The organism is Cupriavidus sp. L7L, from assembly GCF_004353535.1.
GTDB classification, from domain to species: domain Bacteria; phylum Pseudomonadota; class Gammaproteobacteria; order Burkholderiales; family Burkholderiaceae; genus Cupriavidus; species Cupriavidus oxalaticus_A.
In genome coordinates, this window is record NZ_SMNY01000011.1 from 187,797 (window position 1) to 210,160 (window position 22,364).

The window sequence follows — 22,364 nt, forward strand, 5'->3', positions numbered from 1 at the left end:
CCGCACGCACTGACCATGAGCACCAACGCCATCCCGACGACGCCAGCCGCCAACGAAACCCCGGACAAGTACATCGTCCCGGGCCTGGAGCGCGGTCTGCGCCTGCTCGGCGAGTTCAGCAGCAAGGACCGCACCATGTCGGCCGCCGAACTGGCGCGCCGCCTGAAGGTGCCGCGTTCCACCGTGTTCCGCCTGCTGGCCACGCTGGAAATGCTGGGTTTTGTCGAGCGCGCCGATGGCGGCCGCGATTTCCGGCTGGGCATGGCGGTGCTGCGGCTGGGGTTCGAGTACCTGGCGTCGCTGGAGCTGACCGAACTGGGCCGCCCGCTGCTGGAGCGGCTGCGCGACGAGATCGGCTATCCGACCAACCTGGTGGTGCGCGACGGGCGTTCGATCGTCTACGTGGCCAAGGCGGTGTCGCCGCGGCCCTTCGCCAGCTCGGTCAACGTCGGCACGCGGCTGCCCGCGCATGCCACGGTGCTTGGCCGGGTGCTGCTGGAAGACCTGCCGCTGGCGGAACTGCACGCGCTGTATCCGGAGGCGCAGCTGGAAGTGTTCTCCGACAGCACGCCGCGCACGGTCGATGCGCTCTTTGCCATCGTCCAGCGCGACCGCGAGCGTGGCTACGTGCTGCAGGAAGGCTTTTTCGAATCGAGCATCTCGACCATTGCCGCGCCGGTGCGCGACCGCACCGGCAAGGTGGTGGCGGCGCTGGGCGCCACCATCCCCGCTGCGCATATCGATCCGGAACAGCTGGACGCGATGGTGGAGAAGGTGAGGAGCACAGCGGGCGAGCTGTCGCGCCTGCTTGACTACCGGCTGTCGCTGCACAGCGCCGGCAAGGTCGTGAATCTGTATCGGGAGTGAGGACAATGTCCATGATTGAACTCGGCGGCAAGGTTGCCGTCGTTACCGGCGGGTCCTCCGGCATCGGGCTGGCGACCGTCGAACTGCTGCTCGAAGCGGGCGCCGCCGTCGCCATGTGCGGCCGCGACGAAGCCCGCCTGCGCAGCGCCGAAGCGCAGCTGCGCGAGAAATTCCCCGGGTGCCGGCTCCATGCCGCCACCTGCGACGTGCTCAAGCCGGAACAGGTCGCCGCCTTCGCGGCCGACGTGCAGCAGAAGCTCGGCAATGTCGACATGCTGGTCAACAACGCCGGCCAGGGCCGCGTGTCCACCTTCGCCAATACCGAAGACGCGGCCTGGATGGACGAACTGCAGCTCAAGTTCTTCTCGGTGATCCACCCGACGCGCGCCTTCCTGCCGCAGCTGGAGAAGTCGGGCCAGGGCGCGATCGTCTGCGTCAACTCGCTGCTGGCGCAACAGCCCGAGCCGCACATGGTGGCGACCTCCGCCGCGCGCGCCGGGGTGATGAACCTGGTGCGCTCGATGGCCACCGAGTTCGCGCCCAAGGGTGTCCGCGTCAACGGCATCCTGATCGGGCTGGTCGAATCGGGCCAGTGGCGCCGCCGCTTCGAGGCGCGTCCCGAAGCAGACCGCCACCTGGACTGGGCCGCGTGGACCGCGCGCCTGGCCCAGCAGAAGCATATTCCCCTTGGCCGCCTGGGCCTGCCCGTCGAGGCAGCCCGCGCCATCCTGTTCCTTGCCTCGCCGTTGTCTTCGTACACCACGGGCAGCCATATCGATATCTCCGGAGGACACTCCCGTCATGCCTAATCAACACCAGTACGAACAACAGCAGGTCACCGTCGGCTGCGCCATCACGGCGTTTCTCGAGCAGTGCGGGGTCAAGGCCGCGTTCGGCGTGATCTCGATCCACAACATGCCGATCCTCGACGCCATGGGCGAGCGCGGCCACATCCGCTTCGTGCCGGCACGCGGCGAAGCGGGCGGCACCAACATGGCCGACGCCTACGCCCGCACCACCGGCGGCCTGGGCGTGTGCCTGACCAGCACCGGCACCGCCGCGGGCAACGCCGCCGGCGCCATGGTCGAAGCGCTGACCGCCGGCACGCCGATGCTGCATATCACCGGCCAGATCGAGACGCCGTACCTGGACCAGAGCCTGGCCTACATCCACGAAGCGCCGGACCAGCTCACCATGCTGAAGGCCGTGTCGAAGGCCGCCTTCCGCATCCGCAGCGCCGACACCGCGATCAGCACCATCAAGCTGGCGGTGCAGACCGCGCTGACGGCGCCGACCGGCCCGGTCAGCGTGGAGATCCCCATCGACATACAGGCCGCGCTGATCGACCTGCCGGCCGACCTGCAGCCGCTGCCGGTGCCTAAGCATGTGCCGTCGGCGCACGCGCTGGACGCGCTGGCCGAGCGCCTGGTGAATGCCAAGCGCCCGCTGCTGTGGCTGGGCGGCGGTGCCCGCCACGCCAGCAAGCAGGTGCAGCGCCTGCTGGGCCTGGGCTTCGGCGTGGTCACCAGCACGCAAGGCCGCGGCATCGTGGCGGAAGACGATCCGCGCTCGCTGGGCGCCTACAACCTGCACAAGCCGGTCGAGGCCTTTTACCAGACCTGCGACGCGATGCTGGTGGTGGGCTCGCGCCTGCGCGGCAATGAAACGCTGAAGTACGAACTGAAGCTGCCGCGCCCGCTGCTGCGCATCGACGCCGATCCCGCCGCCGAAGGCCGCTGCTACCAGAGCGATTACTTTGTCAGCGGCGATGCCGCGCTGGCGCTGGATGCGCTCGCGGATCGGCTCGAAAAGCGCATGAAGGTCGATCCGGCCTTCGCCGCCGACCTGCGCCGCGCGCATGACGTCGCCGTCAACGGCCTGGTCGATGGCCTGGGCCCGTACTCGGCACTGGTGCAGGCGCTGCAAGGCGCAGTCGGCCGCAACTTCAACTGGGTGCGCGACGTGACCGTGTCGAACAGCACCTGGGGCAATCGCGAACTGCGCATCTTCGACTCGCGCGCCGGCGTGCATGCGCTGGGCGGCGGCATTGGCCAGGGCCTGGCCATGGGCATCGGCGCCGCGATCGGCGCGGCGGCCACCGCGTCGGGCAAGAAGACCTTCACGCTGGCCGGCGACGGCGGCTTCATCCTGAACCTGGGTGAGCTGGCGACTGCCGTGCAGGAACGTGCCGACATGGTCATCGTGCTGATGAACGACAAGGGCTACGGCGTGATCAAGAACATCCAGGACGCGCAGTACGGCGGCCGCCGCCACTACGTCGACCTGCATACGCCCGACTACGCCGCGCTGGCCAGGTCGCTGTCGCTGCGCCATGCGCGCGTCAGCAGCCTGGCCGAAGTCGGCGCCGCGCTGGAGCAGGCCACGGTGGAGCCCGGTCCGTTCCTGCTGGAAATCGACATGCTGTCGATCGGCAGCTTCAAGACCGTGTTCGCCGGCCCGCCGGTGAACAAGGAAACCCCGGCTTCGGAACAGGCCACCGTCAGCGCCTGAGGAGAGCAGAAAAATGCTGCATGTGTCCATGATTGGGTGCGGTGCGATCGGCCGGGGCGTGCTTGAGCTGCTCAAGAGCGATCCTGACGTCGCCTTCGACGTGGTGATCGTGCCCGAGAGCGCGATGGACGAGGCCCGCGGCGCGCTGTCCGCGCTGGCGCCCAGCGCCCGCGTGGCCACGCACCTGGACGACCAGCGCCCCGACCTGCTGGTCGAGTGCGCCGGCCACCATGCGCTGGAAGAGCACATCGTGCCGGCGCTGGAGCGCGGCATCCCGTGCATGGTGGTGTCGGTGGGCGCGCTGTCCGAGCCCGGCATGGCCGAGCGGCTGGAAGCGGCGGCACGCCGCGGCGGCACGCAGGTGCAGCTGCTGTCCGGTGCCATCGGCGCCATCGACGCGCTGGCCGCGGCGCGCGTCGGCGGGCTGGATGAAGTGATCTACACCGGCCGCAAGCCGGCGCGCGCCTGGGCTGGCACCCCGGCCGAGAAGCTGTTCGACCTGGATGCGCTGACCGAGGCGACGGTGATCTTCGAAGGCACGGCGCGCGACGCCGCGCGCCTGTACCCGAAGAACGCCAACGTCGCCGCCACGGTGTCGCTGGCCGGCCTCGGGCTGGATCGCACTGCGGTGAAGCTGCTGGCCGATCCGCATGCGGTGGAGAACGTGCATCACGTGGAAGCGCGCGGGGCGTTTGGCGCGTTCGAGCTGACGATGCGGGGCAAGCCGCTGGCGGCGAATCCGAAGACGTCGGCGCTGACGGTGTTCAGCGTGGTGCGGGCGCTGGGCAACCGCGCGCATGCGGTATCGATCTAGTTCCGGCAGCCACGCCCCACAGACTTAGCAGGCAACGACATGAACCCACAAGAAGTCCTCCCCATCTGCATCGCCGGCGAATGGCGCCTCGGCACGGGCGACCGCTACGGCACGCGCTATCCGGCGACCGGCGAGGTCGTCGCAGAACTGAATGCCGCCAGCCCGGCTGACGTGGAAGAAGCCGTGCAGGGCGCGCACCATGCCTTCCTTACCAGCGGCTGGGCCCAGCGCAAGCCGCACGAGCGTGCCGCTGTGCTGTACCGCGTGGCCGAACTGATCCGCGCACAAGCCGAGCCGCTGGCACAACGGCAGCGCCTGGACAACGGCAAGCCCATCAGCGAAACGCGCGCCCTGGTCGCCAGCGCAGCCGGCACCTTCCAGTTCTTTGCCGCCGCCTGCGAAACGCTGGAAGAAACCATCACGCCGCAGCGCGGCGACTGCCTGACCATGAGCGTCTACGAGCCGATGGGCGTGGTCGCGGCGATCACGCCGTGGAACTCGCCGATCGCCAGCGAGGCGCAGAAGATGGCCCCCGCGCTCGCCGCCGGCAATGCCGTGGTGGTCAAGCCGGCCGAAGTCACGCCGCTGATGGCACTGGAACTGGCGCGCATTTGCGAAGAAGCCGGCGTGCCCAAGGGCCTGATCAGCGTGCTGCCGGGCAAGGGCTCGGTGATCGGTGATGCCATCACCAAGCATCCGCTGGTGCGGCGCGTGTCGTTCACCGGCGGCACTACCACCGGCAAGCACATCGCGCATATCGCCGCCGACAAGATGATGCCGGTGTCGCTGGAGCTGGGCGGCAAGTCGCCGACCATGGTGTTCGACGACGCCGACCTCGACCACGCGGTCAACGGCGTGCTGTACGGCATTTTCAGCTCGTCGGGCGAGTCGTGCATCGCCGGCTCGCGCCTGTTCGTCGCGCGTTCGCAGTATGAGCCGTTCATCGACCGCCTGGCGGCCGCCGCTTCGCACCTGCGCGTTGGCGATCCCGCGGATGAACGTACCCAGATGGGCCCGCTGATCACCGACCGCCACCGCGACAGCATCGAGTCCTACGTCGCGACCGGCGTGCACGAAGGCGGCCAGCTGCGCACCGGTGGCGTGCGTCCCGACGTGGCCGGCCTGCCCAACGGCTACTTCTACACGCCCACCATCATCGAAGGCCTGGATAACAACGCCCGCATCTGCCAGGAAGAGATTTTCGGGCCGGTGCTGGTGGCGATCCCGTTCGACGACGAGGACGACCTGATCGGACAGGCCAACGACAGCGTCTACGCGCTGGCCGCCGGCATCTGGACGCGCGACTACAAGCGCGCCTGGCGCGTGGCCCGTGCGGTGCAGGCGGGCAATGTGTGGATCAACACCTACAAGCAGTTCTCGATCGCGACGCCGTTCGGCGGCTGGCGCGACAGCGGCCTGGGCCGCGAGAAGGGACGGCTGGGCATCCTGCAGTACATGGAGCAGAAGAGCGTGTACTGGGGCCTGAACGAACAACCGCTGCCGTGGGCCAGCCACTGAGCCCGGCAGGCAGGAGAGAAGCAATGATCAAGGTATTGGGAATCGACGAGATCGTCTACGGCGCGGATGACTTTGACGCCTGCCGTGGCTTTTTCTCGGACTGGGGCCTGGCCATCAAGCGCGATGACGCGCAGGGCCTGGACTTCGAAACGCTGAACGGCTGCCGCGTGCTGGTGCGCCGCATCGACGATGCTTCGCTGCCGCCCGCGATCGAGGCCGGCCCGACGCTGCGCGAAGTGGTGTGGGGCGTCGAGTCGCAGGCATCGCTCGACCATCTGGCCGAGGCGATCGCCGATGCGCCGGGCTTTGTGAAGCAAGGCGAAGGCGCCACGCTGCGCGTCGGCTGCACCGACCCGAACGGCCTGGCCGTGCGCTTCCAGGTCACGCGCAAGCATGACGTGCAGGTCGAATGCGCGCTGATGAACACGTGGAACGACAAGCCGCGCCTGAACCAGCGCAGCCCGATCTACGACCACGCCACGCCGATCGAAGTCGGCCACGTGGTGTTCTTCGTGAAGGACGTCAGGGCCACCGAGCAGTTCTATGTGGAGAAGTTCGGCTTCGTGCCGTCCGACCGCTACCCGGACCGCGGCGCGTTCCTGCGCTGCACCGCTGACGGCGGCCACCACGACCTGTTCCTGCTGCAGTTGCCGGAGCCCAAGAGCGGCCTGAACCACGTCGCCTTCACCGTGCGCGACATCCATGAAGTCTTCGGCGGCGGCATGCATGTCTCGCGCAAGGGCTGGGACACGCAGCTCGGCCCGGGCCGGCATCCGATTTCCTCGGCCTACTTCTGGTACTTCAAGAACCCGGCCGGCGGCCTGATCGAATACTACGCCGATGAAGACCAGCTCGACGAGCACTGGGAGCCGCGCGCCTTCGAGCCGGGCCCGACCATGTTCGCCGAATGGGCGATCGAGGGCGGCATCGACGGCAACACCCGCCGCCAGAAGAACGCGGGCGGCCCGGCAGGCAAGTTCCTGACCGAGAAGCGGTAAGAGAGAGAAGCGCGACAGAAGGAAGCAGCAATGAGTGCCCACCAGTCCCTGACCCTGCGCGTCCAGGCCATGCGTTTTGAAGCGCGCGGCGTGGTCAGCATCGAACTGCAAGATCCCGAAGGCAAGACCCTGCCCGAGTACAGCCCGGGCGCCCATATCGACCTGCACCTGGGCAATGGCCTGGTGCGCAGCTACTCGCTGTGCGGCGCGCCGGAAGCGCGCAACCGCTACACCGTGGGCGTGCTGCTGGACCGCGGCAGCCGCGGCGGCTCGCGCTACGTGCATGAGCAGCTGCGCGTGGGTGCCACGCTGACGGTGGGTGCGCCGCGCAACAACTTCGAGCTGGACGAGAGCGCCGCGCATACCGTGCTGGTGGCCGGCGGCATCGGCGTCACGCCGATCGTCTGCATGGCGCGCCGGCTGGCGGAGCTGGGCAAGTCGTTCACGCTGATCTACTGCGCCCGTTCGCGCGCCGAGGCGGCATTCGTCGAACCGCTGTCGGCCTATGGCGATGCGGTGCGCTTCCACTTCGACGACGAAGCGGGCGCGCCGCCGGACCTGAAGGCGATGCTGGGCGGACAGGACGCGCAGACGCATTTCTATTGCTGCGGCCCGGGCCCGATGCTGAATGCGTTCGAGGCCGCATGCGAGGCGCATGCCTACCCCAATGTCCATATCGAGCGCTTTGCCGCCGACCCGTCGACCGAGGCGGTGCAGGAAGGCGAATACGTGGTGCAGCTGTCGCGCACCGGCTCGCTGGTCAAGGTGCCGTCGGGCAAGTCGCTGCTCGATGCGCTGCTCGATTCCGGCGTGGAGGTCGAGTACAGCTGCCGCGAAGGCGTGTGCGGCTCGTGCGAAACCGCCGTGCTGGAAGGCTGCCCGGACCACCGCGACAGCGTGCTGAGCAACAGCGAGCGCGCCAGCAACAAGACCATGATGGTATGCGTGTCCGGGTGCAAGGGCAGCAAGCTGGTGCTGGACTTGTAATTCGCGATTGCTCGTTCCGAGAGTGTCTTCTCCCCTCTCCCGCGCGCGGGAGAGGGGCGGGGGAGAGGGCCAGCGCTGGCCGCAGCCAGCGCGTTGCCAGGTCCCGATTTCCTCATCCAAGGCCGCCGGGCAAGCCGGGCGTATGCCGCCTGCAGCGCCTGCCCTCTCCCCAAACCCCTCTCCCGCAAGCGGGAGAGGGGAGCAACCCCCGAAGAATCAAACCGAGAAGTACCGTGTTCACACAGAGACAAGACGCAGCGTCCCCCGGCGCACCGGTGGCCGCCACCGCAGGTATCGTGACCACGGCCGACAGCGCCGGCCAAAGCGCTGCGGCTGCCCGCAGCGGCCCGGTCACGCGCGGCAACATCGTCGCCCGCATCGAACGCATGCCGGGCAACGCCATGCATATCCGCGCCCGGCTGCTGATCGGCCTGGCCACCTTCTTCGACGGCTTCGATGTCATCGCCATTGCCGCCACGCTGCCGCTGCTGATCGCGCAATGGTCGCTGACGCCGGCGCAGATCGGGGTCCTGATCGCGGCGCCGTCGGTCGGGCAGCTGGTCGGCGCGCTGCTGTTCCCGGGGCTGGCCGAGCGCTTCGGCCGGCTGCGCTCGATCGGCTGGAGCGCGGGCATCATCGGCCTGATGAGCATTGCCTGCGGCTTCGCGCCGTCGTTCGAGATCTTCCTGCTGCTGCGCATCGTGCAGGGCCTGGGCCTTGGCGGCGAGCTGCCAGTCGCGGCCACCTATATCAACGAAGTCACGCGTGCGCACGGACGCGGGCGCTTCGTGCTGCTGTACGAGGTGGTGTTCCCGATCGGCCTGATGGTGTCCAACGGCGTCGGCGCCTGGCTGGTGCCGCACTACGGCTGGGAGGTGATGTACTTCATCGGCGGCGTGCCACTGGTGCTGTTCTTCATCCTGAAGCGCGTGATCCCCGAGTCGCCGCGCTGGCTCGCCGAGAAGGGCCGCCTGGAAGAAGCCGACGCGGCGCTGCGCGCGTTCGAGGTGCGCGCCAAAGGCCCGCTGCCGCCGCCGCAGAACGCCAGCGCCTACGATCGCATGACCCAGCACCCGCGCCGCCGCCTGCGCGATCTGGTCAGCAAGGCCTATCTGGGCCGCACCATTGCGGTGTGGATGCTGTGGGCAACCTGCGGCTTTATCCAGTATGGCCTGTCGACCTGGCTGCCCACGGTCTACAAGACCGTCTACCACGCGCCGCTGCAATTGGCACTGAACCTGGCCGCGGGTGCCTCGGTGCTGGGCGTGGTCGGCTCGCTGGTGTGCGCGATGATCGTCGACAAGGTCGGGCGCAAGCCGGTGATCAACGTGTCGTTCCTGCTGTGCACGCTGTCGCTGGTACTGGCCGGCGTGTTCCACGCCGCGTCGGTGTATGTGGTGGCGACCTTCTGCGCGCTGGCGATGGGCTTTTTGGCCAGCGGCTTTATCACCGCCTATGTCTATACGCCCGAGCTGTACCCGACCAGCGTGCGCGCGATGGGCTGCGGCCTGGGCGGCGCCTGGCTGAAGCTGGCCGCGATCTTCGCGCCGACGCTGATCGCCGGTACCATCGGCAACGGCACCCTCAACGTGGCGTTCTTCGCGCTGGCCGTGGTGCCCGCGCTGGCAGCCGTCACCGTTCACTTCTTCGGCATCGAGACCAAGGGGCAGGTGCTGGAGGAACTGGAGGTCTGAACGGGCGCGTGCCTGTCCCGTTTATCTTTGAAGGCCGCGCCGGGATCCGGGGCGGCCTTTTTCTTTTGCTGTGCGACCTGGCGCTGCGCTATCCCTGCGCCCGCAGCAGCTTGCGCAGCCCCTGATAAACCGCCTCCCTTTCCTGCGGCGACAGCATCCGGATCACTTCTGCCTGGCCCTTGCGTGCCAGCGGCATCACCTGGTCGTGCAGCGTCGAGCCGGCCTCGGTGATGGCGCAGATCAGCTTCTTGCGCGGCGTGTTGCCGGCCGAAGTCAGGCGTACCAGCCCGCGGTCTTCCAGCAGCCGCAGCGTGCGGCTGACCAGCGCCTTGTCCGAGGTCGATTGCGTGACCAGCTCGGAGAAGGGCAGTTCTTTCGCATGCGCCAGCAGCGCCAGGATGCGCCACTCCGGCACGGTCAGGCCGAACTGCTCGGCGTAGGGCTTGGTGACGGTGCTGCGCAGCGCGGTCACCAGCTGGCTCAGCATGGTGGTCAGGAAATTGTCGACAGTCAGGCCGTTGCCGGCCTCGTCGAGATCGGTCCAGGGGCTGGCGGTCAGTTCTGGCGCGGGCTGGCCCTGGGCGGGCGCGGCGTCACGGGGCATGCGGTCCTCTTGTCTGGGGTCTGCCGGCAGGTTGGTCGGGGCCGGTGGGCGGGCCAGATTGTCTCACAGGCCGCAGCGAGTCCGGTGCCAATGTCTCGTCATTACCACCAGCAAAAAATCAATGAGCGAATACAAAAAGTCAATTGGTGTTTTCAGTAAGTTGAGTTGTCAATATTTGCAACCTACAGTAGTCACGTTCCTGATGTGAACATATGTTTTACCAATAAAACAACCGCAGTGTTGTGATCCATAAGCCCACCCTGTTTTCGCGGTGTGCACAACAGCCCACCTCCAACGCCGCGACTGCGCCCCCACAGGAGCTGTTGATGAGACATGATCGCCCCCGCCGCCATTTTCTCGCCGCCACTGCCATGGCCGCGCTCGCACTTGCCGCGGGCAGCGCGGTGGCCGCGCCCTATCCGGCAAAGACCGTGACCATGGTCGTCGCCTATCCGCCCGGCGGCGATACCGACGCCATGGCGCGGCTGTATGCCGACAAGCTGTCCGCGCGCCTGAAGCAGCCGGTGATCGTCGAGAACCGTCCCGGCGCCGGCGGGGTGGTCGGCGCCAGCTTTGTCAGCCGGGCGCCCGCCGACGGCTACACGCTGCTCTACACGCCGAACCCGTTCACGCTCGCGCCGATGGTGCTCAAGCTGGCGCCGGCCGCCAGCTACGACCCGCTGCACGGTTTCACGCCGGTGATCCAGACAGCGGTGCAGGCGGTGCTGCTGGTGGCCAACCCGTCCGCTGGTGTCAAGACCCTGCCGGAAATGATCGCGGCGGCCAGGGCGGGCAAGACCTTCACCTACGGCAGCCCGGGTGCCGGCTCGCCGATGCACATCGCCGGTGAAATGCTGAACCGCGCCGCCGGCGTGAAGATCCAGCACGTGCCGTACAAGGGCGTGGCGCCGGCGGTCAACGACGTGGTGGCGGGGCATGTGAACTTCGCCTACGTCACGCTGGGTCCGGTGGCCCAGTACATCAACACTGGCCGGCTGATCCCGCTGGCGATCACGGACGCGAAGCGCTCGCCGCTGCTGCCCAACGTGCCGACGCTGGCCGAGCTTGGCTACAAGGACGTGGTAGTCGGTGCCTGGCATGGCGTGATGGCGCCAAAGGGCACGCCGCCGGAAGTGGTCAAGGTGCTGAACCAGCAGCTCAATGACGTGATCCGCCTGCCCGACGTGGCCGAGAAGATGGCCACGTTCGGTGCCATCCCGGTGGGCGGCGCGCCGGCCGCGCTCGACAAGGTCAATGCGGGCGACTACGAGCGCCTGGGCAAGGTGATCCGCGACCTCGGCATCACCGCGGAGTGAGAGCAGCCAGCGCATCGATTCATGCAACACGCTATTTGCAGCACGACACGCAGGAGGCCGGCATGAGCAAGGCCATCGTGGGAACGTCCACGCCGCAGGTGACCGCGCGGGAAAAGGTCATGGGGCGCGCGCAGTATGCCGGCGACATCAAGCTGCCCGGCATGCTGCACGCCAAGGTGCTGCGCAGCCCGCACCCGCATGCGCGCATCGTCGGCATCGACACGTCGGCGGCGCGCGCATTGCCCGGCGTGAAGCTGGTGGTAACGGGACACGACGTGCCCACCCGCAACTGGGGCCCGCACCGCAAGGAACAGCGCATCCTGGCCTGCGGCGTGGTGCGCCACGTGGGCGAGGAAGTGGCGGCCGTGGCGGCAGTCAGCGACGAGGTGGCGCGCGATGCGCTGGACCTGATCCGCGTCGAGTATGAACCGCTGCCGGCATTGCTGACGCCGGCAGCGGCGCTGGCCGAAGGCGCGCCTGAGCTGCACCCCGGCACGCGCAATATCGGCCACCAGATGCGGATCGAACGCGGTGACGTGGAAGCGGGCTTCGCCGGCGCCGCCGTTGTGTATGAGGCCACCTACGACATGCATTCGCAGTACCCGGGCTACCTGGAGCCGATGGCGTCGGTCGCGGCGCAGGACGGCAACGGCCGGCTGACGCTGTGGGCCTCGACCCAGTCGGTGTTCCTGGCTCGCATGCGGCTGGCCGAGGCGCTGGACCGGCCGGTGTCGACCATCCGCGTGGTGCAGGCCACCACCGGCGGCGGCTTTGGCGCCAAGATCGTCGAGGAGAACAACAGCCTGATCTGTGCGTTCCTGGCCAGCAGGCTGGACCGGCCGGTGCGGCTGGTCAACAGCCGGCTGGAGGACTTCCAGGGCGCGCGCGCCAGCGTGCCGATGACGGTCTGGTTGCGCATGGGCCTGTCCGCGGACGGCATGATCGTGGCCAAGGACGTGCGCATCACCGCCGAGTGCGGCGCGTATGCCGGCCTGGCCGGCGACGTGATGCATGTCACCGCCATGCGCAGCGACAACATGCACCAGGTGCGCAACGTGCGCTCGCACGCGGTGATGGCCTATACCAACAACCCGCCGCGCGGCGCGTTCCGCGGCTTCGGCGGCCAGCAGATGCAGTTTCCGCTGAACTGCCACCTGACGGTGCTGGCCGGCATGCTCGGCATCGACCCGATTGAAGTGCACAAGCGCAATGCGATTCCCGCCGGCGCGACCAGCGTGCATGGCTGGAAGATCAGCAGCACCGGCATGGCCGAGTGCCTGGAGATGACGCGCAAGGCGATCGGATGGGATCAGAAGCGCGCCACCCTGAACTTCGCCGCGCGCGGCACCGGCACGCGCCGGCGCGGCGTCGGCATCGCGGCGGCGATGCATGTCAGCGGCAACCGTACGCTGGGCAACTGGGACGGCTCGACTATCCTGCTCAAGCTCAACGAAGACGGCCGCGTGATGCTGCAGACCAGCGAATGCGACATGGGGCAGGGCGCCAACACCATGCTCAGCCAGATCTGCGCGCAGGAGCTGGGCATCCCGCTGTCGCACGTGTCGGTGATGGTGCCCGACACCGACACCGCACCGTTCTGCCTGGGATCGCTGGCGTCGCGCGTGACTATCATCGCCGGCAACGCGGCATTGCGCGCCGCGCGCGAGGCGCGGCAGAAGCTGCTGGCGCTGGCGGCGGAGAAGCTGGGCGTCGCGGCCGAGCTCCTGACGATTGCCGATGGCCGCATCGTTGCATCCGGACAGCCGGACAAGTCCGCCACGCTGGCCGAGATCGCGCGGCTGCACATCTTCCGCCACGGCGGCGAAGGCATCCATGTGCGGGCCACCTACGACGCGCCCACCGTGATGCATGACGACAACTACTACGGCAACGTCGCGCCGTCGCACTCGTTCGCGGCGCATGCGGTCGAGGTGGAAGTCGATACCTGCACGGGCCAGGTCACCGTGGTCGACAGCTTTGTCGCCGACGACTGCGGCAAGGCCATCAACCCGCTTGCGGTGCATGGCCAGACCCATGGCGCCACGGTGCAGGCGATCGGCTGGACGCTGTACGAAAACCTGCACTACGAGGAAGGCCGCCTGATGAACGGCAACCTTGCCGACTACACCATGCCCACCGCCGACGCGGTGCCGATGCTGCGCACCGACGTGGTTGAATCGAACGATCCCAACGGGCCGTATGGCGCCAAGGGTGCCAGCGAAACCGCGATCCTGCCTGGTGCGGCGGCGATCGCCAATGCCGTATTCGACGCCGTGGGCGTGCGCATCCAGTCGCTGCCGATCACGCCGGAGAAGGTGCTGGCGGGTTTGCGCGCCTTGCAGCAGCAGGACGGGGAGGCCGCCCATGCGTGATTTCGAGTTCCTGGAGCCGGCGTCGGTGGCCGAGGCCAGCCGCATGCTGGCCGACCTTGGCGACAGCTGCCGCGTCTTTGCCGGCGGCACCGCGCTGATGCTCGGCATGCGGCAGCGCATGCTGACGCCCGGCCACCTGGTGTCGCTGGGCAGGCTGGAAGCGCTGCGCGGCATCAGCTTCGATGCGCGCGAGGGCCTGCGCATCGGCGCGCTGACGCGGCATGCCGAGGTGGCGCGTTCGACGCTGGTGCAGGCGCATTACCCGATGCTGGCCAGCATGGCCGCGCGCGTGGCCAACCCGCAGGTGCGCAACCAGGGCACCATCGGCGGCAACCTCTGCTACGCCGACCCGGCCACCGATCCGCCGGGCTGCCTGCTGGCGCTGGGGGCGCAGGTCGTGGTCAGCGGCAGCGGCGGAGAGCGCGTGATCCCCATCGAAGATTTCCTGGTCGACTACTACGTGACCGCGCTGGCGCCCGACGAGGTGCTCACGCAGATCCGCGTGCCCGCGCCGGGCGCGGGCGCCGACGGCCGCTACGCGCGCTTCCTGCGCACCGCCGCCGAGCACCGGCCACTTGCCAGCGTGGCGCTGGCGGTGCGCCGTGAAGGCGCTTTCTGCGTGGAAGCAAGGCTCGCAGTGGGCGCGTCGACGCCGATCCCGGCGCGGCTGGGCCGCGCCGAAGCGCTGCTCGCCGGCAAGATCGTGACCGCCGAACTGGCTGCCGAGACGGCCGCCATCGTCGCCACCGACATCAATGCGGTCTCGGACATGCGCGGCTCGGACACGTACCGCCGCGAGATGGTGCGCGTGGTCGCGCGCCGCACTATCGCCGAGTTGTTCGGCGTGGCCTCGGAGTAAGGAATCGCCATGAACAAAGTCAGCATCGAACTCACCGTCAATGGTGAAGAACACCAGGTGGAAGTGCCGGCCCGGCGCCTGCTCTCCGACCTGCTGCGCGACGGCCTCAACCTGACCGGCACCAAGCGCGGCTGCGAGACCGGCATCTGCGGCGCCTGCTCCGTGCTGGTCGACGGCGAGGTGGTCAAGTCCTGCCTGATGCTTGCCGTGCAGGCGCGCGGGCGTCATGTGATGACGGTGGAAGGGCTGGCCGCCGACGGCCAGCTGCATCCGCTGCAGCAGTGCTTCATGGACAACGGCGGGCTGCAGTGCGGCTATTGCACGCCGGGCTTCCTGATGGCGTCGTGCGCGCTGCTTGCCAACAATCCCAACCCGACGGAAGACGAAGTCCGCCACGGCCTGAACGGCAATCTGTGCCGCTGCACCGGCTATGTGGGCATCGTCGAATCCGTGCTGTCCGCCGCGGAGAAAATGCGTGGAAATTGAAAAGACCCTTGTGACCGCGGCGCCGCCGGCGCGCGTATGGGAACTGCTGCTCGACCCCAACGTAATGGGCGCGTGCGTCCCCGGCATGGAATCGATCGAGGTGCTGAGCGATGTCGAGTACATCGCGCACATGGCGGTGAAGATTGCCTTTATCAACGCGCGCTTCCGGCTGCAAACGAAGATCGTCGAAACCCGCGCCCCGCATTACCTGCGCACCGAGGGCACCGGCGAGGATGCGTCGGTGGCAAGTTCGCTGCGCCAGTCGAGCGAGATCTTCCTGACCCCACAGGAAGATGGCTCGACGCAGCTGCGCATCAGGGTGCAGGTGGATGTATTGGGGCGGCTCGGCACGTTCGGGCTGAGTGTGATGAAGACCAAGGCAGACCGGATGTGGGATGAGTTTGGCGCCAACCTGCTGGTGCGGTTGTCGCCGCAGGGGCAATTGCAGGCTCCGCCGCAAGGGCAGGCACAACCGCAGCTGTCTTCGGCGGTGCGCTTGCAACCCGCTGCCGCGCCTGCGGCCAATGGTCATGCGGTTCGGGCGCCAATTGCTGCGCCGGGACTGTTTGCGCGGCTGCTTGGGCGTGGCGATGCTAGGCCGTTGAGCGATATTTGCGTTGAGTTGCGGCGTCGCGACGAGACCATTGTGGTGCGGTGGCCGGCGGCGCAGGGGGAGCAGTGTGTGGCTTGGTTGCGGGAGTATTTGCGGTGAGGCTCTTGGGGGCTAGGCGCTGCGGCTGATATCTGGTGGCGCTTGGGATGCCCGGTTCCGCCCGCTTGGCGCCGTCGCGGCGCTGCCCGCAATCCTTTCTATCCCGCTTGTTTGCTCCCCTCTCCCGCTCGCGGGAGAGGGGCCGGGGGAGAGGGCCGGAGCATCAACAAAGTGCTGGTCGTCAAGCCCCCACACCTGGCCGAATCGCGGGTCTCATCCCCGGAACAGGTACCCTATCGGTTTCAGGCGTGGTATATGAAAGCGTTACGCCAAGACCGAAACCTGCAGAGACAGACCATGACCACCGAAACGCCGCCAGAGGACGACAAGGACAGCGGCCAGGACAAGTACATCGTGCCCGGCCTGGAGCGCGGCCTGCGGCTGCTGGGCGAGTTCAGCAGCCGCGAGCGCACGCTGTCCGCCGCCGACCTGGCGCGCCGCCTCAAGGTGCCGCGCTCGACCGTGTTCCGGCTGCTGGCCACGCTTGAAATGATGGGATTTGTCGAGCGCACCGATGGCGGGCGCGAATTCCGCCTGGGCATGGCGGTGCTGCGGCTGGGCTTTGACTACCTGGCTTCGCTGGAACTGACCGAACTGGGCCGGCCGCTGCTCGACCGGCTGCGCGACGAGATCCACTATCCGTGCAACCTGGTGGTGCGCGACGGGCGCTCGATCGTCTACGTGGCCAAGTCGGTCGCGGCGCGGCCGTTCGCCAGCACGGTCAACGTCGGCACGCGGCTGCCGGCGCACGCCACCGTGCTGGGCCGGGTGCTGCTGGAAGACCTGACGCTGGAAGAACTGCGCGCGCTGTATCCCGAAGACCGCCTTGAAGTGTATTCCGAGAGCACCCCGCGCACGGTCCAGGAGCTGTATGAGATGGTCCAGCGCGACCGCGAGCGCGGCTACGTGCTGCATGAAGGCTTCTTCGAGGCCAGCATTTCCACCATCGCGGCGCCGGTGCGCGACCGCACCGGCAAGGTTGTGGCGGCGCTCGGTGCCACCATCCCCGCCGCGCGCATCGAACCCGACCAGCTGGACGGCATGGTCGAGAAAGTCCGGCAGGCGGCGGCAGAGCTGTCGCGCCTGCTCGACTACCGTCCGGTCATGCCGAAACCGTTTGTATAGGCGTTTGTACAGGCAGCGACATGCAGCAATCCAGGCAATCGAAGCATTCGCCGCGACGACGCCGATGGCTGGGCGCGGCAATCGCCCTGGCGGCGATGCCGTGGACCGTGGCGCAGGCGGCCAGTTGCGCCAATGTGCGTATCGTGGTGCCGTTTCCCGCCGGCGGCCCGGCCGACCAGCTGGCGCGCACGCTCGCGCACGGCCTGCAGCAGAAGCGCGGCACGCCGTTCGTGGTCGACAACAAGCCGGGCGCCAACGGCAATATCGGCATCGACACCGTGCGGCGCGCTCCTGGCGATGGCTGCACGCTGCTGGTGGCGCCGGCCGGCAACCTCACCATCAATCCCACGCTGATGCCGGCGCTGACCTACAGCGTCGAACGCGATTTCCGCGCGGTGTCGCTGCTGGCAGGGTCGCCCAACGTGCTGGCGGTGCATCCGTCGGTCAAGGCCAACAGCGTGCAGGAGCTGGTGAAGCTGGCGCAGCAGGCGGACAAGAGCGGCAAGCCGCTGGGCTACGCCAGCCCAGGCGTCGGCAGCGGGCTGCACCTGGCGGGCGAGCTGTTCCGGTACAAGGCCGGCATTGCGCTGCTGCACGTGCCGTACAAGGGCACCACGCAGGCGCTCAATGACGTGGTGGGCGGGCAGGTGCCGATCTTGTTCGGCACCTGGCCTACGCTGGCGCCGTTCATCCAGTCGGGCCAGCTGCGCGCGCTGGCCGTGACGCAGGCCAGACGCTCGCCTGCGGCACCGGGCGTGCCGTCGCTGGCGGAGCAGGGCGTGGCCGGCATCGATGTCAGTTCCTGGTATGCGCTGCTGGTGCCCAGGGCGACGCCGCAGCCGGCGGCGGATGCGCTCAGCGCTGACGTGCGCGCGTTGCTGGCTACGCCGGCAGTGCGAGAGGAACTGCAGCGCCAGGGCATGGAGCCCGCCGGCAGCACGCCGCAGGCGCTGGACGCGCGCATTCGCCAGGAGACCGCGTCGTGGGCAAAGCTGATCCGCGAGTACGGGATTACCGCGGAATGACGGCGAAATAGCTGCCGCTGGCGTCAGCGCTGGCGCTCGGGGCGATGGCCGAGCAGCGCCGACAGGTCGCGCGCCGCTGCCTTGACTTCCTTTTCCACGCGTGCGCGCAGCGTGCCGTCCGACTCGAAGCGCTGCTGCGGTCCCGCCACGCTGAGGGCCGCGACGACTTCGCCATCGGCGCCGCGCACCGGCGCCGCGCACGAATCGATCCCCGGTTCGTAGGCCGAAAAACTCCACGCGCAGTCGCGCTCGCGGTCGGCGGCCAGGATATCGGCCAGCCGCGCATGGGTGGCCGGGCTCTGGCCGGTGACGGCCGGCAGCGGGTCCGGGCCCAGCAATTCCTTCAGTGTTTCCGGCGGCAGGCCGGCGATCAGCATCCGGCCGGGCGTGGTCAGGTGCGCCGGCACGCGGCTGCCCACCTGGATATTGCTGACCAGCGTCGCTGCCGGCATGTGGCGCAGCAGGTAGAGCGCGTCGCCGCCGTCGCGCACCACCAGGTACGCGGACAGCTGCAGCGAACTGCTCAGCGTGGCCAGCACGCGCGCGGCCAAGCTGGTCAGGTCGTTCGATGCCAGCACGCGCGACGCGAGCTTCAGGAAATTGAAGCCGACCTGGTGGCCGCCATGAGGCAGGCGTTCGACCATGCCTTCGTGCTCCAGCGTGTCCAGCAGCCGCATCACGGTGACGCGGTTCACGTCGATGCGGCGGCCGACCTCGCTCAGGTTGGCGGTGGGACCGCCTTCGGCGATATAGCGCAGCAGACGCAGGCCGCGGATCACCGGCGAAACCAGCTGGGCTTCGCGGGCGTCTTCGGCTTCGGCGCTGTCGTCGAGGTCGGGTTCGGTCGGCGGACGGGACTTGGGCATCTGAGGTTTTGGTGTTAACGGAAGACGGCCGCGCGCGCGGCCGTCAGGCTGGTGATCTCTATTGCGGGCCCGTTGGTATGTGAGCGCGCTATGGTTCACTACCACCCCTGGCAGGCGCGCCCCACTCCCGCAAGCGGGAGTGGGGGAGCAACCCCCCAAGGATACGTTCACCCCAGCGCCACGTTCCAGGCGTCGTAATCGTACACCCAGTCGGCATTGCCGCCTTCCTTGAGCCACGCATTGCTGCGCGAGCCGATCTGGATGCGACTGGTGCGCTCATGGCGCGCAGCCTGGTAACGGTCCAGCGCCGCGGGCATGGCGGCAGCGCCATCTTTCGCCGCATCGGCCAGGCAGCGCGCCAGCACCACCCCATCCTCGATCGCCATGCCGGCGCCCTGAGCCATGAACGGCATCATCGGATGGCAGGCATCGCCCAGCAGCGTGACCGGGCCGGACGACCATCGCGGCAGCGGATCGCGCACGTACAGCGCAGAAATCAGCACGTCGTCGCAGGCATCGAGCAGCGCGCGCGCTTCCGGATGGAAGCCGGCATAGGCGCTGCGCAAGTCTTCCACGCGGCCCGGCGTGGTCCACGACTCGTGCCGCCACGCTTCCTGTGCCACGGTGGCAAAGACAAAGATGTCGCGGCCACGGTTGAGCGGGAAGGTGACGATCTGCGTGGCGGCATCCGGACCCCACCATTTGGTGAAGGCGCTCAGGTTGGGCAAGCCGGCCAGCTTATCGGCGGGCACCACGGCACGGTACGCGACCACACCGGTGAAGATCGGGCTTTCCTGGCCCAGCAGCGCGGTGCGCACCGTGGAATGGATGCCGTCGGCGCCGACCAGCACGTCGACACGCTCTTCCGTGCCGCTGGCAAAGCGCAGCGTGGCGCCGTCGGCGTCCGACACGATCGCCACGGCCTTGTGATCCAGGCGTACGGTCGCGGCGGGCACCGCGGCTTCCAGCGCGGTCATCAGGTCGGCGCGGTGCATGGTGAGCTGCGGAGCTCCGTAGCGGCGCTCGGCGTCTTCCTGCATCGGCAGGCGCGACGTTTCTTCACCGGTATCCCACATGCGGCTGATCCGGTGCGAAGGCCGCGCGGCGGTCTCGCGCAGCGCGTCGCCGACGCCAAGGCCGTCCAGCGCGCGCACCGCGTTGGGCGTCAGGTTGATGTCCGCGCCGACCCGGGCAAAGCGGGGCGCCTGTTCATACACCACCGCGTCCAGGCCGAGCCTGCGCAGCGCGATGGCCGCGGCCAGTCCGCCGATGCCGGCGCCGTTGATGCCGATCTTCAAAGTCATGTTGCCGTTCCGGTAACGCCAGCGGGGCGTTCCGGAATCGGTCGGGCACGCGCTGACTTTTATGTTCATAAATGAACGATATGTTCATAAAAAGTCTATGCGCGAGTGGGGCAGCGGGTCAACCAAGGGTTAACGCGTAGCGAATGCAGCTAGTCCGGTTGCCGCCCGAAGCTGCCGATAATGCCTTTGCGGAACGCCAGCACGCAGATGACAAAGATGAAGCCGGTCACCATCGACACCGATTCGCCAAGCCCGTTGAACCACTGGAGCCCGGTGGCCGAGGCCAGCAGGTTGCCGATGTCGCCCAGCTTGTTCTCCAGCGCCACGATCACGAAGGCGCCGACGATGGGGCCGGCCAAAGTGCCCAGCCCGCCGACCAGCGTCATCAGGATCACCAGCCCCGACATCGACCAGTGCACGTCGCTGAGGGTCTCGAAGCCCAGCACCAGCGCCTTGACCGAACCCGCCAGACCCGCGAGCGCCGCCGACAGCACGAAGGCAGCCAGCTTGAAGCGGTCGACGTCATAGCCCAGCGAGATCGCGCGCGGCTCGTTCTCCTTGATCGCCTTCAGGATCTGGCCGAACGGCGAATGCACCGTGCGCACGATCAGCGCGAACGCCGCCACGACGATCGCCAGCGCCACGTAGTACAGCGTCAGGTCGTCCGACAGCGGCAGCACGCCGAACAGCTTGCCGCGCGGGATGCCCTGCAGCCCGTCCTCGCCGCCGGTGAACGGCGCCTGCAGGCAGAGGAAGAACAGCATCTGCGCCAACGCCAGCGTGATCATCGAGAAGTAGATGCCCTGGCGCCGGATCGCCAGCGCCCCCATCACCAGGCCGACCAGCGCGCCGGTTCCGGTGCCCAGCAGCAGCCCGATCTCGGGCGTCACGCCCCACACCTTCATGGCGTGGCCGGCCGCATAGCCCGCACCGCCGAAGAACGCCGCATGGCCGAACGACAGCAGGCCGGCATAGCCGATCAGCAGGTTGAACGCGCACGCGAACAGCGCGAAGCAGAGCACCTTGAGCACAAACACCGGGTACGCGCCAGCCAGCGGCGCGGCCAGCAGGCAAGCCAGCAGCGCGCCGTAGAGCGCCCGCTTCGGCAGGCGGCGCGCGGCCTGTGCCGGCTGCATGCCGAGGGTAGCGATAGTCGATCCGTTCATCACTTCTCCTTTCCAAACAGTCCGGCCGGGCGCAGCAGCAGCACGACCACCATGACCACGAACACCACCGTCGACGACGCCTCGGGGTAGACCACCTTGGCCAGCCCCTCGATCACGCCCAGCCCCAGGCCGGTCAGGATCGCGCCGAGGATCGAACCCATGCCGCCGATCACCACCACCGCGAACACGACGATGATCAGGTTCTGCCCCATCAGCGGCGACACCTGCATCACCGGCGCCGCCAGCACGCCGGCGAAGCCGGCCAGTGCGACGCCGAAGCCGTAGGTCAGCGTCACCATCCTCGGCACGTTGACGCCGAATGTCTCGACCACCTTCGGGTTCTCGGTGCCGGCGCGCAGATACGCGCCGAGCCTGGTCCTCTCGATCACGTACCAGGTCGACAGGCACGACGCCAGCGATGCGACCACCACCCACACGCGGTAGTTCGGCAGCCGCATGAAGCCCAGGTCCGTTGCGCCCTGCAGCGCTTCAGGCGGGGCATAGGGCAGGCCTGAAACGCCATAGGCCGAACGGAGCACGCCTTCGATCACCAGCGTGATGCCCAGCGTCAGCAGCAGGCCGTAGATATGGTCGAGCCTGTAGATCCAGCGCAGCATGGTTTTCTCGATCAACACGCCGACGCCGGCCACCGCAAGCGGCGCCAGTGCCAGCATCGCCCAGTAGCTCAGGCCGGCATACGACATGCCGGCCCAGGCCAGCACCGCGCCCAGCATGAACAGCGCGCCGTGGGCAAAGTTGATGACATTGAGCAGGCCGAAGATCACGGCCAGGCCCAGGCTCAGCATGGCGTAGAAGGCGCCATTGACGAGCCCCAGCAGCAGTTGCGACAGCAGGGCCGGCAGGGGGATTTCAAACAGGTTCATGGGTGCTCCTCGTCAGACTCATACGCCCAGCAGTTCATGCAGCACCGGCATCTTTGCCTGCAGATCGCCGGCATCGAAGCGCTCGACGATGCTGCCGTGCTCCATCACGTAGAAGCGGTCGGCCAGCGGCGCGGCGAAGCGGAAGTTCTGCTCCACCATCACCACCGTGTACCCCTTCTGCTTGAGCATCCGGATCATGCGCGCCAGCGCCTGCACGATCACCGGTGCCAGCCCTTCCGAGATTTCATCGAGCAGC

General features: G+C 68.1%; 20 protein-coding genes and 1 pseudogene. 15 read left to right on the forward strand and 6 right to left on the reverse strand.

Features of this window, described 5'->3' with window-relative positions; all coding sequences use genetic code 11:
• Positions 1-15: 15 nt before the first annotated feature.
• The 8 genes from E1J61_RS15285 to E1J61_RS15320 all read left to right on the forward strand — a co-directional run bounded on the left by E1J61_RS15285 (position 16) and on the right by E1J61_RS15320 (position 9,389).
• Positions 16-867 (forward strand): IclR family transcriptional regulator, encoded by an 852-nt coding sequence (locus E1J61_RS15285; RefSeq protein WP_133094905.1) that lies wholly within the window; start codon positions 16-18, stop codon positions 865-867.
• A 5-nt stretch (positions 868-872) separates the two neighbouring features.
• Positions 873-1,676 carry an SDR family oxidoreductase gene (locus E1J61_RS15290; protein WP_133094906.1) on the forward strand — a complete coding sequence of 268 codons (804 nt, stop codon included), beginning with the start codon at positions 873-875 and terminating at the stop codon, positions 1,674-1,676.
• On the forward strand, positions 1,669-3,378 hold the full coding sequence (locus tag E1J61_RS15295; protein ID WP_133094907.1) for a thiamine pyrophosphate-binding protein: 1,710 nt from the start codon (positions 1,669-1,671) through the stop codon (positions 3,376-3,378). The genes E1J61_RS15290 and E1J61_RS15295 overlap by 8 nt, the downstream gene beginning before the upstream one ends.
• A gap of 13 nt (positions 3,379-3,391) precedes the next feature.
• The gene (locus E1J61_RS15300) at positions 3,392-4,192 is read left to right on the forward strand and encodes an aspartate dehydrogenase (RefSeq protein WP_133094908.1); all 801 of its coding nucleotides are present in this window, start codon (positions 3,392-3,394) and stop codon (positions 4,190-4,192) included.
• Positions 4,193-4,231: 39 nt separating this feature from the next.
• A complete protein-coding gene (locus tag E1J61_RS15305) occupies positions 4,232-5,710 on the forward strand; it encodes an aldehyde dehydrogenase (protein WP_133094909.1) in 1,479 nt (492 codons plus the stop codon).
• Between the two features lie 23 nt (positions 5,711-5,733).
• The gene (locus E1J61_RS15310; protein WP_133094910.1) at positions 5,734-6,708 is read left to right on the forward strand and encodes a VOC family protein; all 975 of its coding nucleotides are present in this window, start codon (positions 5,734-5,736) and stop codon (positions 6,706-6,708) included.
• A 30-nt stretch (positions 6,709-6,738) separates the two neighbouring features.
• Complete coding sequence (locus E1J61_RS15315) at positions 6,739-7,695, forward strand: PDR/VanB family oxidoreductase (RefSeq protein WP_133094911.1); 957 nt, start codon at positions 6,739-6,741, stop codon at positions 7,693-7,695.
• 275 nt (positions 7,696-7,970) lie between these two features.
• A complete protein-coding gene (locus E1J61_RS15320; RefSeq protein ID WP_133094933.1) occupies positions 7,971-9,389 on the forward strand; it encodes an MFS transporter in 1,419 nt (472 codons plus the stop codon).
• An 88-nt stretch (positions 9,390-9,477) separates the two neighbouring features.
• On the opposite strand, the gene E1J61_RS15325 is transcribed toward E1J61_RS15320, so the two are convergent.
• Positions 9,478-9,993: a MarR family winged helix-turn-helix transcriptional regulator gene (locus E1J61_RS15325; RefSeq protein ID WP_133094912.1), complete on the reverse strand. Its 516-nt coding sequence runs from the start codon at positions 9,991-9,993 to the stop codon at positions 9,478-9,480.
• Between the two features lie 326 nt (positions 9,994-10,319).
• Here E1J61_RS15325 and E1J61_RS15330 point away from each other — a divergent pair, with 326 nt between their 5' ends.
• The 7 genes from E1J61_RS15330 (at position 10,320) to E1J61_RS15365 (ending at position 17,888) form a co-directional block, all read left to right on the forward strand.
• Complete coding sequence (locus tag E1J61_RS15330; protein WP_371704177.1) at positions 10,320-11,309, forward strand: Bug family tripartite tricarboxylate transporter substrate binding protein; 990 nt, start codon at positions 10,320-10,322, stop codon at positions 11,307-11,309.
• A gap of 62 nt (positions 11,310-11,371) precedes the next feature.
• The gene (locus E1J61_RS15335; RefSeq protein ID WP_133094913.1) at positions 11,372-13,681 is read left to right on the forward strand and encodes a xanthine dehydrogenase family protein molybdopterin-binding subunit; all 2,310 of its coding nucleotides are present in this window, start codon (positions 11,372-11,374) and stop codon (positions 13,679-13,681) included.
• On the forward strand, positions 13,674-14,540 hold the full coding sequence (locus E1J61_RS15340) for a xanthine dehydrogenase family protein subunit M (RefSeq protein WP_133094914.1): 867 nt from the start codon (positions 13,674-13,676) through the stop codon (positions 14,538-14,540). The genes E1J61_RS15335 and E1J61_RS15340 overlap by 8 nt, the downstream gene beginning before the upstream one ends.
• 9 nt (positions 14,541-14,549) lie before the next feature.
• Positions 14,550-15,026, forward strand: a complete 477-nt coding sequence (locus E1J61_RS15345; RefSeq protein WP_133094915.1) for a (2Fe-2S)-binding protein — start codon at positions 14,550-14,552, stop codon at positions 15,024-15,026.
• Positions 15,016-15,738: a CoxG family protein gene (locus E1J61_RS15350; RefSeq protein ID WP_133094916.1), complete on the forward strand. Its 723-nt coding sequence runs from the start codon at positions 15,016-15,018 to the stop codon at positions 15,736-15,738. Before E1J61_RS15345 ends, E1J61_RS15350 begins: the two co-directional genes overlap by 11 nt.
• 297 nt (positions 15,739-16,035) lie before the next feature.
• A complete protein-coding gene (locus tag E1J61_RS15360) occupies positions 16,036-16,863 on the forward strand; it encodes an IclR family transcriptional regulator (protein WP_133094917.1) in 828 nt (275 codons plus the stop codon).
• Between the two features lie 20 nt (positions 16,864-16,883).
• Positions 16,884-17,888 carry a tripartite tricarboxylate transporter substrate binding protein gene (locus tag E1J61_RS15365; protein ID WP_133094918.1) on the forward strand — a complete coding sequence of 335 codons (1,005 nt, stop codon included), beginning with the start codon at positions 16,884-16,886 and terminating at the stop codon, positions 17,886-17,888.
• A 23-nt stretch (positions 17,889-17,911) separates the two neighbouring features.
• Here the strand turns inward: E1J61_RS15365 and E1J61_RS15370 are convergent, their stop codons facing one another.
• The 5 genes and pseudogenes from E1J61_RS15370 to E1J61_RS15390 form a co-directional block, all read right to left on the reverse strand.
• Positions 17,912-18,754 carry an IclR family transcriptional regulator gene (locus E1J61_RS15370; RefSeq protein WP_133094919.1) on the reverse strand — a complete coding sequence of 281 codons (843 nt, stop codon included), beginning with the start codon at positions 18,752-18,754 and terminating at the stop codon, positions 17,912-17,914.
• A gap of 167 nt (positions 18,755-18,921) precedes the next feature.
• Positions 18,922-20,058 (reverse strand): FAD-dependent monooxygenase, encoded by a 1,137-nt coding sequence (locus E1J61_RS15375; protein ID WP_133094920.1) that lies wholly within the window; start codon positions 20,056-20,058, stop codon positions 18,922-18,924.
• A gap of 149 nt (positions 20,059-20,207) precedes the next feature.
• Positions 20,208-21,224: a branched-chain amino acid ABC transporter permease gene (locus tag E1J61_RS15380; RefSeq protein WP_133094921.1), complete on the reverse strand. Its 1,017-nt coding sequence runs from the start codon at positions 21,222-21,224 to the stop codon at positions 20,208-20,210.
• Complete coding sequence (locus E1J61_RS15385) at positions 21,224-22,108, reverse strand: branched-chain amino acid ABC transporter permease (protein ID WP_133094922.1); 885 nt, start codon at positions 22,106-22,108, stop codon at positions 21,224-21,226. Before E1J61_RS15385 ends, E1J61_RS15380 begins: the two co-directional genes overlap by 1 nt.
• Positions 22,109-22,126: 18 nt before the next feature.
• Positions 22,127-22,364, reverse strand: a pseudogene (locus E1J61_RS15390) (ABC transporter ATP-binding protein); the annotation flags it as partial.